General features: G+C 72.8%; 12 protein-coding genes. 5 read left to right on the top strand and 7 right to left on the bottom strand.

Going from position 1 to position 11,494, the window contains the following annotated elements; genetic code table 11:
- Positions 1 to 17 precede the first annotated feature (17 nt).
- Positions 18 to 1,205 (bottom strand): substrate-binding domain-containing protein, encoded by a 1,188-nt coding sequence (locus Q0795_RS12870; protein WP_298890602.1) that lies wholly within the window; start codon positions 1,203 to 1,205, stop codon positions 18 to 20.
- A gap of 211 nt (positions 1,206 to 1,416) precedes the next feature.
- On the opposite strand from Q0795_RS12870, the gene Q0795_RS12865 reads away from it, so the two are divergent.
- The gene (locus Q0795_RS12865; protein ID WP_298890220.1) at positions 1,417 to 2,679 is read left to right on the top strand and encodes a DNA recombination protein RmuC; all 1,263 of its coding nucleotides are present in this window, start codon (positions 1,417 to 1,419) and stop codon (positions 2,677 to 2,679) included.
- Here Q0795_RS12865 and Q0795_RS12860 read toward each other — a convergent pair.
- The 5 genes from Q0795_RS12860 to Q0795_RS12840 all read right to left on the bottom strand — a co-directional run bounded on the left by Q0795_RS12860 (position 2,670) and on the right by Q0795_RS12840 (position 7,090).
- Positions 2,670 to 3,437: an amino acid ABC transporter ATP-binding protein gene (locus Q0795_RS12860; RefSeq protein WP_298890217.1), complete on the bottom strand. Its 768-nt coding sequence runs from the start codon at positions 3,435 to 3,437 to the stop codon at positions 2,670 to 2,672. The genes Q0795_RS12865 and Q0795_RS12860 overlap by 10 nt on opposite strands.
- The gene (locus Q0795_RS12855; protein ID WP_298890215.1) at positions 3,437 to 4,135 is read right to left on the bottom strand and encodes an amino acid ABC transporter permease; all 699 of its coding nucleotides are present in this window, start codon (positions 4,133 to 4,135) and stop codon (positions 3,437 to 3,439) included. The genes Q0795_RS12860 and Q0795_RS12855 overlap by 1 nt, the downstream gene beginning before the upstream one ends.
- Before the next feature lie 9 nt (positions 4,136 to 4,144).
- On the bottom strand, positions 4,145 to 4,963 hold the full coding sequence (locus tag Q0795_RS12850; RefSeq protein ID WP_298890213.1) for a transporter substrate-binding domain-containing protein: 819 nt from the start codon (positions 4,961 to 4,963) through the stop codon (positions 4,145 to 4,147).
- A gap of 249 nt (positions 4,964 to 5,212) precedes the next feature.
- Positions 5,213 to 6,250 carry a 4-hydroxy-3-methylbut-2-enyl diphosphate reductase gene (locus tag Q0795_RS12845; protein WP_298890600.1) on the bottom strand — a complete coding sequence of 346 codons (1,038 nt, stop codon included), beginning with the start codon at positions 6,248 to 6,250 and terminating at the stop codon, positions 5,213 to 5,215.
- 90 nt (positions 6,251 to 6,340) lie between these two features.
- The gene (locus tag Q0795_RS12840; RefSeq protein WP_298890211.1) at positions 6,341 to 7,090 is read right to left on the bottom strand and encodes an alpha/beta hydrolase; all 750 of its coding nucleotides are present in this window, start codon (positions 7,088 to 7,090) and stop codon (positions 6,341 to 6,343) included.
- Positions 7,091 to 7,195: 105 nt separating this feature from the next.
- Here Q0795_RS12840 and xseA point away from each other — a divergent pair, with 105 nt between their 5' ends.
- Positions 7,196 to 8,431 carry an exodeoxyribonuclease VII large subunit gene (gene xseA, locus Q0795_RS12835; RefSeq protein WP_298890209.1) on the top strand — a complete coding sequence of 412 codons (1,236 nt, stop codon included), beginning with the start codon at positions 7,196 to 7,198 and terminating at the stop codon, positions 8,429 to 8,431.
- Positions 8,432 to 8,468: 37 nt separating this feature from the next.
- A complete protein-coding gene (locus Q0795_RS12830; protein ID WP_298890207.1) occupies positions 8,469 to 8,762 on the top strand; it encodes an exodeoxyribonuclease VII small subunit in 294 nt (97 codons plus the stop codon).
- A gap of 51 nt (positions 8,763 to 8,813) precedes the next feature.
- On the opposite strand, the gene Q0795_RS12825 is transcribed toward Q0795_RS12830, so the two are convergent.
- The gene (locus Q0795_RS12825; protein ID WP_298890206.1) at positions 8,814 to 9,416 is read right to left on the bottom strand and encodes a DUF4245 family protein; all 603 of its coding nucleotides are present in this window, start codon (positions 9,414 to 9,416) and stop codon (positions 8,814 to 8,816) included.
- 90 nt (positions 9,417 to 9,506) lie between these two features.
- Between Q0795_RS12825 and glpX the strand changes: the two genes are divergently transcribed.
- The gene (glpX, locus tag Q0795_RS12820; RefSeq protein WP_298890205.1) at positions 9,507 to 10,529 is read left to right on the top strand and encodes a class II fructose-bisphosphatase; all 1,023 of its coding nucleotides are present in this window, start codon (positions 9,507 to 9,509) and stop codon (positions 10,527 to 10,529) included.
- Positions 10,529 to 11,461: a carbohydrate kinase gene (locus Q0795_RS12815; RefSeq protein WP_298890204.1), complete on the top strand. Its 933-nt coding sequence runs from the start codon at positions 10,529 to 10,531 to the stop codon at positions 11,459 to 11,461. The genes glpX and Q0795_RS12815 overlap by 1 nt, the downstream gene beginning before the upstream one ends.
- Positions 11,462 to 11,494 lie beyond the last annotated feature (33 nt).

Below are 11,494 nucleotides of genomic sequence, written 5' to 3'. Positions count from 1 at the left end.
CGGTCGGGCGGGTGCGCTCACTCGCCCGAGGCCTCCGGCGGTGCCACCTCGTCGGCGGGGACGGTGTCGATGACCTCGGGCACCCACGCGTCCCCGTCCTGCACCAGGCGGGCGGTGAACATGTCCTGGACCAGTGCGTGGTCGCCCTCGCGGATGGTCGTGGTGCCCTTGGGGCCCTCGAACTCCCAGCCCTCGAGCGCATCGACCATGGCCTGGACGTCGTCGTCGCCCTCGGCCACCGCGTGCACGATCATCTGTCCGGCGACGAAGCCGTCCACGGTGAACAGGTCGGGGGTGCCACCGGCCTCGGTGACGTGGTCCACGAGGGCCTGGTTGACCTCGTTGTCGGTCGCCGACGGGAAGTAGTGGGACAGGAAGGAGATCTGCTCCCCCGCGTCGCCGTAGGCGGCGAAGGTGGCCGAGTCGGCCAGGCCGGTGACGACCGGGGCCGCGTCGAAGACGTCCTGCTGGCTCAGCGACTGCCACATGTTGCCCGCGGTGGCCCCGGCCCAGGCGACGAAGATGAGGTCCGGGTCCTCGTCGACGACCTGCCGCGCGAACCCGGTGAACTCGGTGGCGTCCTCGGGGACGAGCACGCTGGCCACGTCGGCTCCCTCCGCGCCCAGCACGGCCTCCACGGCGGCCAGGTTGCCCTGGCCGAAGGCGTTGTCCTGGGCCAGGACGACGACCTTGCCGGACTCGTCGTCGAGCATCGCGCCCGCGGTCGCGACGTCCTGGAAGCTCTGGCGGCCGGAGCGGAAGGTGAACTCGTTGACCCCGGTGATGGCGTCCGTCGCCGCGGGACCGGAGATGTAGAGCACCTCGTTCTGGGCGGCCTGCTCGGCCATGGCCGTCGCGATGCCCGAGACGACGGTCCCCCCGAGGATGCGGTAGTCCTGGCCGATGAGGTCCTTGGCGGCGGCCACCGCGGTGTCGGGGTTGCCCGCGTCGTCGCGGTACTCCAGCTCGATGGTCGTGCCGTCGACCTCGCCGGTGCCGTCGGTGGCGTAGTCGATCCCGGCCTCCAGGCCCTGCCGGTACTGCTCGCCGTAGGCGGCCAGCGGTCCGGTCTCGGAGTAGATGATCCCGACCGCGGCAGTGCCTCCCGACGACTCCTCGCCGCCGCCGGCCGCGTCGCCTCCGTCACCCCCCTCCGAGCTCGAGGGCGCGCATCCGGCCACGGCGAGGACGGCGGTCGCGGACATGAGGGCGATCAGGGGACGTGCGGACACCTCGGACACTCCTTCGTGCGGGCCAACATGAAAGGTGATTCATGTTTCGTTCAAGGTATGCGGCCCACCTCCCGTTGTCAACGAGGCCGCCCGACCTCGCCGGCGGCGTGGCGCCACTTGCCGGGTCTGACCCTCGGGCGGGTCGATCGGCAGGTCTGTCGGCGCCCCGTGCCACGGTGTGGTCATGAGCACCACCGTGCAGGGACTCCTCCCCCTCGTCCTGGTCCTCCTCGTCGGGCTCGGCCTCGGGTGGCTCGTGGGGTCCTCGCGGGTCGGCGCGCGCCTGGCCCGCGCGGACACCGAGGTCGCCCTGGCCCACGCCGACCGGGACCGCGAGCGCTCCCGCAGCGCCGAGCTCGAGCAGGCGCTGGCCGACGCCGAGCAGGAGGGCGAGGCCGATCGGCGCACCGCCGCCGAGCTGGCCCCGTTGCGCAGCGCCCTGGAGCGGGTCGAGCGCCAGGTGCGCTCCCTCGAGCGGGACCGCCTCGAGCAGTTCGGGCAGGTGGGCGAGCACCTCGACCAGGTCGTGTCGCAGACCCGCGCGCTGCAGGAGCAGACGGCTGCCCTCTCCGGCGCGCTGTCCGCGTCCGGCACCCGCGGCACCTGGGGCGAGGTGCAGCTGCGCCGGGTGATGGAGCACGCGGGCATGCTGGCCCGCTGCGACTTCGACGAGCAGGTGGGGGCGGTGAGCCGGCACGACGCGCGGGTGCGCCCCGACGCGGTCGTGCGGCTGCCCGGCGACAAGGTCCTCGTGGTGGACAGCAAGGCCCCGCTATCGGCCTTCCTGCGGGCCCAGGCGCCGCAGTGCCCTCCCGACCGTGTCGACGACCTCCTCCGCGATCACGCCGCCGCGCTGCGGGGGCACGTCGAGGCACTGGCGGCCAAGGACTACTGGTCGGCCTTCACGACCTCGCCCGAGCTGGTCATCTGCTTCGTGCCCAGCGACGCCGTGCTCGCGGCGGCGCTGCGGGCCGCGCCGGACCTCTACGACCACGCCCAGTCGCGCAAGGTGGTCCTGGCCTCCCCCGCCACGCTGCTGGCCGTGCTGCGCGCCACCGCCCTGGCCTGGCAGCAGGACGCCCTGGCCGGCAACGCCCGCGAGCTGCTCGCGCTGGGCACCGAGCTGCACCGGCGCCTGGGCACGGTGGGGCGGCACACCCGGGCGATGGGCTCCGCGCTGCGCCGCTCGGTCGAGACCTACAACCAGCTGGTCGGCACCTTGGAGTCCCGGGTCATGGTGACCTCCCGGCGGATGAGCGAGCTGGGCCTGGTCGACTCGGCGCACGACCCGCTGTCCGGACTGGAGGTCGCTCCTCGGCCGACCGGCGAGGACTGGCTGGCCACCGAGCTCGAGGCGGCCACCCCGAGCCGGGAGGAGCTGCCTGCCCCCACCTCGGACGGCGGTCGCCACGCGCCGAGCGAGTCTGCGCGCAGCCGCTACGCCTGACCGATCTCCTGCAGGAACGCCCGCCCCCGGGCGCTGCTGGGCTGCGTCAGCACCCTCTCCGGCGGCCCCTGCTCGGCGATGCCACCGTCGGCCAGCAGCACCACCCGGTCGGCGGCGTCGCGGGCGAAGCGCATCTCGTGGGTCACCACGACCATGGTCATCCCCTCCGAGGCCAGGTCCTTCATCACCTTGAGGACCTCCCCCACCAGCTCGGGGTCCAGTGCCGAGGTGGGCTCGTCGAAGAGCATCAACGCCGGGTCCATCGCGAGCGCCCGGGCGATCGCCACCCGCTGCTGCTGCCCGCCGGACAGGTTGTCCGGGTAGGCCTCCGCCTTGTGGTCCAGGCCCACCCGCTCGAGCAGGCCGTGCGCCCGGTCCCGCGCCTCCGACGCGCTGCGGCCGAGGACCTCCCGCTGCGCGACGCAGATGTTCTCCCGGACGGTCAGGTGCGGGAACAGGTTGAACGACTGGAAGACCATCCCGATCCGCGACCGGATGGCGTTCAGGTGCTTCTCGTCGTAGCTCAGACGCTGCCCACCGACGTCGATGGTGCCGCCGGTGATGCGCTCCAGCCCGTTGATGCAGCGCAGCAGGGTCGACTTGCCGGCACCGGAGGGCCCGATGAGACAGACCACCTCACCACGGGCCACGTCGAGATCGATCCCGTCCAGCACGGTCGTCGACCCGAAGGCCTTGACGATGCCGCGCAGGCTGACGACGGGCGCACCGCTCGTCGCCGTGCGGTCCTCGCTCGTCATCAGAATGCTCCTTCGCTCTTGACCTTGGCCTTCATCTGCACCTCGGGCCGACGGTGCTTGCTCAGGCGCGCCTCCAGCGTGTTCACCAGCAGGGTCAGCACCAGCACGATGGCGAGGTAGTAGATCGCCACCACCACGTAGGAGGTGAGCGGCTGGTAGGTGGACGCCGCCATGTTCTGCGACGTGCGGAACAGCTCGGTCATCCCGATGAAGGCGACCAGCGAGGAGTCCTTCACCGCGATGATGTACTGGTTGCCCAGCACCGGCAGGGTGGTGCGCAGCGCCAGCGGCGCCTGCACCCGCTTGAGGGTCTTCAGCCGCGACATCCCCAGCGACCGGGCCGCTTCGGTGAGCCCCTTCGGCACCGCCTGGAAGCCGGAGCGGATGATCTCCGCGATGTAGGCCGAGTTGTGGAACGCCAGCGCCAGTGCCCCGGCCCAGAAGGCGGGGAGGGTGACCACGTAGGCGAGGCCGAAGTAGATGATGAAGATCTGGGTGATGAGCGGGGTCCCGCGGACCAGCCCGATGTAGGCGGTCGCGAGCCACCGCAGCGGCCGCACCGCGCTCATCGCCAGCCAGGCGACGCCGGCACCCGCCACCATGGCCAGGACCAGGGACACCGCGGTCAGGCTGAGGGTGACCCAGGTGGCCTCCAGGAACAGCGGCGCGTACTCCACGAAGAGGGAGACGAAGTCCACGGTCCTGCCTCAGTCGTCGGACGAGCCGGCGACGTCACCCGAGATGTCCTGGCCGAAGTAGCGTTCGCTGATCTCCGCGTAGGTGCCGTCCTGGATGATCGTCTGGAGCGCCTCGTCGAGGTCCTCCGCCAGGGCGGTGTTGCCCTTCTTGACCGCGAAGGCGGGCTCCTCGGTGTAGAGCGGGTCGCCGCACTCGACGACGTCCAGCCCGGCCTCCTCGATCTGGTGCAGCCCGACCAGCCGGTCGGTCATCACCGCGTCCAGCCGACCGGTGCCGAGGTCACGCAGCGCCACCACGTCGGAGTCGAAGGTACGCACCTCCCCGACCCAGTCGCCGCCCTCCTCCTCGAGGTAGTCCTGGTACGTGGTGCCGGTGGCGACCCCGACCGTGGGGGCGTCCATCTCGGAGATCTCGGTGCACTCGGTGCCGGCCGGGACGAAGGCCTGGGCCCCGGAGCTGTAGTAGCCGCCGGTGAAGTCGACCGCCTCGGCGCGCTCCTCGGTGGGCGTCATGGAGGCGATGAGGACGTCGTACCGGTTGGCCTGGACGCCACCGATGAGGGAGGCGAAGGCAGCCGTCTCCGACTGCATCTCGAGGCCCAGCTCCTCGGCGACCGCCGCGCCGATGTCGTAGTCGAACCCGGTGAGCTCGTTGCCCTCGAAGTAGCTGAACGGCTGGAACTCCCCGCTCATCGCGACGACCAGCGTGCCGTCCTCGACCAGCTTGGGTTCTCCCCCGGCCTCGGACCCACCACCGTCGCCACAGGCGGACAGGGCGAGCGTGGCGGCGGCGAGCGCGCCGAAGAGGGTGGTGCGGGATGCGGTCATGACGATGAGCTCCTCATCGGGTCAGCGGGAGCCGCCGGTCTGCGCGCTCCCTCGGGACGCCAGGCCCGCCGTCTCCCCCGACGGGACCTGGGCACCCGACCACCATAAGCAGGCTCTACGGGCCGGATCGACGCTGCGGACCCGGGTTGCCCTCCCGCCCGACGGCTGCTACGCACGCGCGCGTCAGGGCTGCACCTCCGCCCGGAGGCGGTGAAGGGATCGTGACCCAACCGTGACGTGACCGACCGGTCAGCGCAGCGAGTCCTCGCGGCCGCTCGGGATCGAGCTGGGGTCGTGCTGCACCTTCTTGACCTCCTGGCCGGCGGCCTTGAGGTCGCGACGGATGTCCGTCGGGAGGGCGAAGAGCACGGACTCCTCGGCCGCGGTCACCGCCTGCACGTCCTCGAAGCCGCGGTCGGCGAGCCAGTCCAGGACGTCGCGGACCAGCACCTCCGGGACGCTGGCCCCGCTGGTGACCCCCACGGTGCGGACCCCCTCGAGCCAGGCCTCGTCGATCTCGTCGGCGTAGTCGACGAGGTGGCCGTCGCGCGAGCCGTACTCCAGCGCGACCTCGACGAGCCGCTTGGAGTTGGAGGAGTTCTGGGAGCCGACGACGATCATGAGGTCGCAGTCGGTCGCCATCTGCTTGACGGCCACCTGACGGTTCTGGGTGGCGTAGCAGATGTCGTCGCTGGGCGGGTCCTGGAGGTTGGGGAACTTCTCCCGCAGCCGGCGGACCGTCTCCATGGTCTCGTCCACGCTCAGCGTCGTCTGCGACAGCCAGACCACCTTGTCCGGGTCCCGGACCTCCACCGCGTCGACGTGCTCCGGGCTCTCGACGACCGTGATGTGCTCGGGCGCCTCCCCGGCGGTGCCCTCGACCTCCTCGTGCCCCTCGTGGCCCACGAGGAGGATGTCGAAGTCGTCACCGGCGAAGCGGACCGCCTCGCGGTGCACCTTGGTGACCAGCGGGCAGGTCGCGTCGATGGTGCGCAGCGAGAGCCGGGCGGCCTCCTGGTGCACGGCCGGGCTGACCCCGTGCGCGGAGAAGATGACCCGCGCACCCTCGGGCACCTCGTCGGTCTCCTCCACGAAGATGGCGCCGCGCCTCTCGAGGGTCCGCACCACGTGCTTGTTGTGCACGATCTCCTTGCGGACGTAGACCGGCGGACCGTAGAGCTCCAGGGCCTTCTCCACGGTCACGACGGCACGGTCCACCCCGGCGCAGTAGCCGCGCGGCGCCGCGAGCAGCACCCGCTTGGTGGCGGCGGAGGCGTCGGCCGGCACGTCGATCGCCTCGGTCGGTCGGGTCGAGGGCGTTGCAGAAGTCACCCTCTCAGTCTAGGTGCTTCCCCTGGGCGCTCCCCGAACCCCGGGTCAGCCCGACCAGCTCTGCTCCCAGGCCCGCCGGAGCGCGTCCGCGACCTGCTCGGGGTGGGTGGCCGGCAGGAGGTGCGAGGCTCGCGGGACGGTGACGACGCGCACCTGCCGGCACGCCGCGGCATACCGGTCGACGTGCAGACGCATCTGGTCGAACTGACCGTTGACCAGCGTCACCGGCACGTCGACCGAGGTCAGCAGCTGCGGCCCGGCACCCGACATCACCAGCTCCCAGGCCGCCGGCAGCGAGGCGTAGGCGGCGCCGTCGGGAAGCAACCGGGCGTGCTCGCCCCGGGCCCCCAGCACACGCATGACGGCGTTGACGGCCCGCGCCATCCGGTCCGGACCCACCAGGGGGAGGACGCGCGCGAAGCCGCGGTAGACGCCGGCCAGCCGGCTGCGCGGGTCGGCCGTCGCGCCGAGGAGGACCAGCCCGCCGAGCTGGCCGGGGTGCTGGTCGGCCCACATCATCGCCAGGTACCCGCCCAGGCTGTGGCCGCACAGGACGGGCGGGGTCCCGCCGGCCGCGTCCCGTGCCCGCCGCACGGCGTGCCCGATGGTGGCCAGGGCCGCCTGCGCGGTGAAGTCCTCCCCCACCCGCCGCCCGTGGCCGGGCAGGTCGACCGTGACGAGCTCCACGTCGGGCAGCAAGGGGCGGTAGGGCTCCCACTGCGCCGCGCTCATGCGGGTGCCGTGGACCAGCACCAGGGCGGGTCGTGACCGTGACCCGGGGTCGCTCGCGTCCATGGCCGGAGTCTGCCCTGCCCGGCCGGACGCACGCTGGGCGACCGGCGAACTCACGCCCCGGCCGCACCTCCACGGTCGGCGGGGCGCGCGGCATACCCTGAGGCGGTGCCCTCACCCCAGCTGCCGCAGACCGCCCGGGAGACGACCGCCTCCTCCCCGTGGCCGGTGCGGACCCTGTCGATGAAGATCAGCGACTACGTCGACAAGATGTCCCCGCTCTGGGTCGAGGGGCAGATCGTGCAGCTCAACCGTCGTCCGGGCATGTCCACCGCCTTCCTGACCCTGCGCGACACCGACGTCGACATGTCGCTCTCGGTCGCCATCCCGACCGGGGCGCTCGACGCGATGCCGGCGCCTGCGGAGACGGGCGCGCGGGTCGTCGTGCACGCCAAGCCGACGTTCTGGACCAAGCGGGGAACCCTGCAGATGGAGGCGCGACAGATGCGCCACGTCGGGGTCGGGGAGCTCCTGGCCCGGCTCGAGCACCTGCGTCAGCTCCTGCGCAGCGAAGGCATCTTCGACGCCGAGCGCAAACGACCGCTGCCCTTCCTCCCCCGCCGCATCGGCCTGGTGACCGGCCGCGCGACCGCCGCCGAGCGGGACGTCCTGGCCGGCGTGGCGCGACGCTGGCCGGCGGCCGTCGTGGACGTGCGTCAGGTCCCGGTGCAGGGCGCCGAGACCGTCACCGCGGTGACGGCCGCCCTGCGCGAGCTCGACGAGGACCCCGGGGTCGAGGTCATCGTCATCGCCCGCGGCGGAGGGTCCTTCGAGGACCTCCTCCCCTTCTCTAACGAGGCGCTCGTCCGCGCCGTCGCCGCCGCCCGCACCCCCGTGGTGTCGGCGATCGGCCACGAGAGCGACACCCCGCTGCTGGACTTCGTGGCCGACCTGCGGGCGTCCACCCCGACCCACGCCGCCGCGGCCGTGGTCCCCGACGTCGACGACGAGCTCGCCGGGCTGCGCACCGTCACCGCCCGCAGCCGACGCGCCCTGGTCACCCGGCTCGCCCGCGAGCGCGAACGTCTGCGGGACCTCATGGCCCGCCCGGTCATGGCCGACCGGGCGGCGATCGTGGCGCAGCACCGCAGCGACGTCGCCGAGCTGCACGCCCGTGGCCGGTCAGCCCTGACGTCGCGGCTCGAGCGCGAGCGGGACCGCAGCGACCAGCTGCTGCGCCACCTGCGGGCGGTCTCGCCGCAGCACACGCTCGAGCGAGGGTATGCCGTGGTGCGCCACGGCAGCGGCGCCATCGTCCGCGACCGGGACGAGGTGGACGCCGAGGAGCTGCTGCGCGTGACCGTCGCCCGGGGGGACTTCGCCGTCCGCCCCGTCACGCGGTAGAGCAGCCACGCCGGCACGGGACGCGTACGGTGGTCCGGTGACACCCGACGACAGCCCGACGACCGCCGACCTCGCCCCCGTCGGCGACCTCAGCTACGAGCAGGCCCGCGACGAGCTCGTCGCGCTCGTGTCCCGGATCGAGTCCGGTCAGGTGCCGCTGGAGGAGGCCATGGGCCTGTGGGAGCGGGGCGAGGAGCTGGCCGCCCACTGCCAGGGCAAGCTCGACGCCGCCCAGGAGACGCTGGACCGGGCGACCGACCGTGGCGAGGGGGTCGGCGACGACGGCGGCACCGACGAGACCGCGACGTCGCAGGCCACCGACCAGCCCTGACGCGCACCGACGACGCGGACTGACCGAGGCCGCTCGGGGGGCTCGGGCTGCCTAGTCGCGTGCCTCGACGCTGGCCAGCAGCTCGACCGCCTCGGCCTCCTGCGCCGTGCCGTGCACGACCACCGTCGTGCCGTCCGCGTCCTGCGGACCCAGCAGCCAGGCGTTCTCGGCGTTGCCGGACTCCGCCTCCCAGACCTGCCAGGGGTGCTCACCCGTGGGCCCGGTGAGGTCCGTCTCCCCGACGCGGTCGGCCCCGGCCAGCACCGCGTCCTGCCAGGCCTGGTCCACCCCGGCGCCCTGGTGCAGGGCGAGGTACTCCCCCTGCGGGGTGACGTAGGAGATGTGCCAGGTCGGCACCTGCTCCAGCGGCTCGTACCAGACGACCGTCGGGGTCCAGCCCTCGCCGGGGTCCGGCACCCACACCGGCCAGTCCGCCTGCGTCACGGCATACGAGGCCGTGCTGCCGACCTCCACCTCGCGGCCCTGCTGCTCGGAGGGGTTGTAGGTCAGCGACCACCACACGAGCACGACGGCGAGCACCAGCAGCGTGGAGTAGACCATGTTGCGCACCGTGTAGGAGGCCAGCCGCTGCCGACGCCGGTCCGGTGCGGGTCCGCCGGGCGGGGCGGGGGTGGTCGGCGACGAGGTGCTCACCCCTCCATCGTCGCACCCCCGGCTTCCCAGCGGGCATGCGAGCGCACCCGATAGGGTGACGCCAGCACCGTCTCGCCCAAGGAGGGGCCCATGGCCGACCGCTCACCGAAGACCACCGACCAGGTCCTCCCGGATCGCAACCTGGCTCTCGAGCTGGTGCGGGTCACCGAGGCCGCCGCGCTCGCCGCCGGCCGCTGGGTCGGTCGGGGCGACAAGATCCTCGCCGACAACGCCGCCGTCGAGGCCATGCGCAAGGTCATCTCGCAGGTCGCCATGGACGGTGTCGTGGTCATCGGGGAGGGCGAGAAGGACGAGGCCCCGATGCTCTTCAACGGTGAGCAGGTCGGGGACGGCCACGGGCCCGCCGTCGACGTGGCCGTGGACCCCATCGACGGGACGACCCCGACCGCCAAGGGCATGGACAACTCGATCGCGGTCATGGCCGTGTCCGAGCGGGGCACGATGTACGACCCCTCTGCGGTCTTCTACATGGACAAGCTCGTCGTCGGCGCCGATGTCGCCGACCGGGTCGACATCCGGCTGCCCGTCGGGGAGAACCTGCGGCGGATCGCGCGCGCCAAGAAGCGGTATGTCGAGGACCTCACCGTCATCATGCTCGACCGTCCCCGGCACGACCAGTACACCCACGAGGTGCGCGAGGCCGGCGCCCGGCTGCGCTTCATCACCGACGGCGACGTCGCGGCCGCCATCGCCGCCGCCCGCGAGAACTCCTCGGTCGACATGCTCATCGGCATCGGGGGTACCCCGGAGGGCATCATCACCGCCTGCGCCATGAAGGCCATGGGTGGGGTCATCCAGGGACGGCTGTGGCCCAAGGACGACGACGAGCGGCAGAAGGCCATCGACGCCGGTCACGACCTCGACCGGGTGCTGTCGACCGACGACCTCGTCACCGGGGACAACTGCTTCTTCGTCGCGACGGGCATCACCACCGGGGAGCTCCTGGACGGGGTGAAGTACGGATCCGGCACGGCCGTCACCCAGTCCCTGGTCATGCGCTCGCGCTCCGGCACCATCCGGGAGATCACCTCCCACCACCGGCTGGACAAGGTGGCCGCCATCGCCGACGCCCTCTCCCCGGACGCCGTCTGATGGCCGCCGTCCTCACGGTCGGTGAGGCGCTGATCGACATCGTCGTGCCCCACGACGGGGGCGAGCGCAGCGAGCACGTCGGGGGCTCGCCCGCCAACGTCGCCATCGGGCTCGCGGCGCTGGACCACGACAGCCGGCTCACGGCATACCTCGGGCCGGACGAGCACGGGGAGCGGGTGCGCCGCCACGTGGAGGGCTACGGGGTGACCCTGACGGAGGGTTCGCAGGACGCACCCCGCACCTCCACCGCCACGGCGCACCTCGACGCCGACGCGGTCGCCACCTACGACTTCGACCTCGCCTGGGAGCTGGGACCGCAGGACCTCACCGGCGTCGGCCACGTGCACACGGGGTCCATCGCCGCCACCCTGGAGCCGGGCGGGTCGGCCGTCGTCGAGCTCATCGAGAGGGCGCGTGAGGAGGCCACGGTCTCCTACGACCCCAACGCGCGGCCGACGATCATGGGTGCCCCGGAGGACGCCCGCGGGCGCATCGAGGAGTGCATCGGCCGCAGCGACGTCGTCAAGGCGAGCCTGGAGGACGTCGAGTGGCTCTACGGCGAGGCCGACCAGGCCGACGTCGTCGACGTCGTGCACCGCTGGGGTCAGCTGGGGCCGCACCTCGTGGTGGTGACCCGCGGCGGGGAGGGTGCCGTGGTGCACCTGTCCCGCGACGACACCACCCTGGAGCTGCCCTCGCTCACGGTGCAGGTCGTGGACACCGTGGGAGCCGGCGACTCGTTCATGTCCGGCCTGGTGAGCGGGCTCCTCGACGCGGGGCTGCTGGGCTCCCCCGAGGCCCGCGACCGCCTGGCCCTGGCCGAGCTGGAGGACATCGCGCCCGCGCTGGAGCGGGCGGTCGCCTGCGCGGGCTGGACCGTGGCCCGGTCCGGCGCCGCGGCCCCGACCCGGGACGACCTCGGCCAGTCCTGACCTGCGGGACCGGTCCCCTGCCCCCGACCCACT

Origin of the sequence: uncultured Serinicoccus sp., from assembly GCF_947487915.1 — a bacterium.
GTDB lineage: Bacteria > Actinomycetota > Actinomycetes > Actinomycetales > Dermatophilaceae > Ornithinicoccus.
Note: the sequence above shows the minus strand (reverse complement) of the source record. Positions and strands in the feature narration are given on the sequence as shown.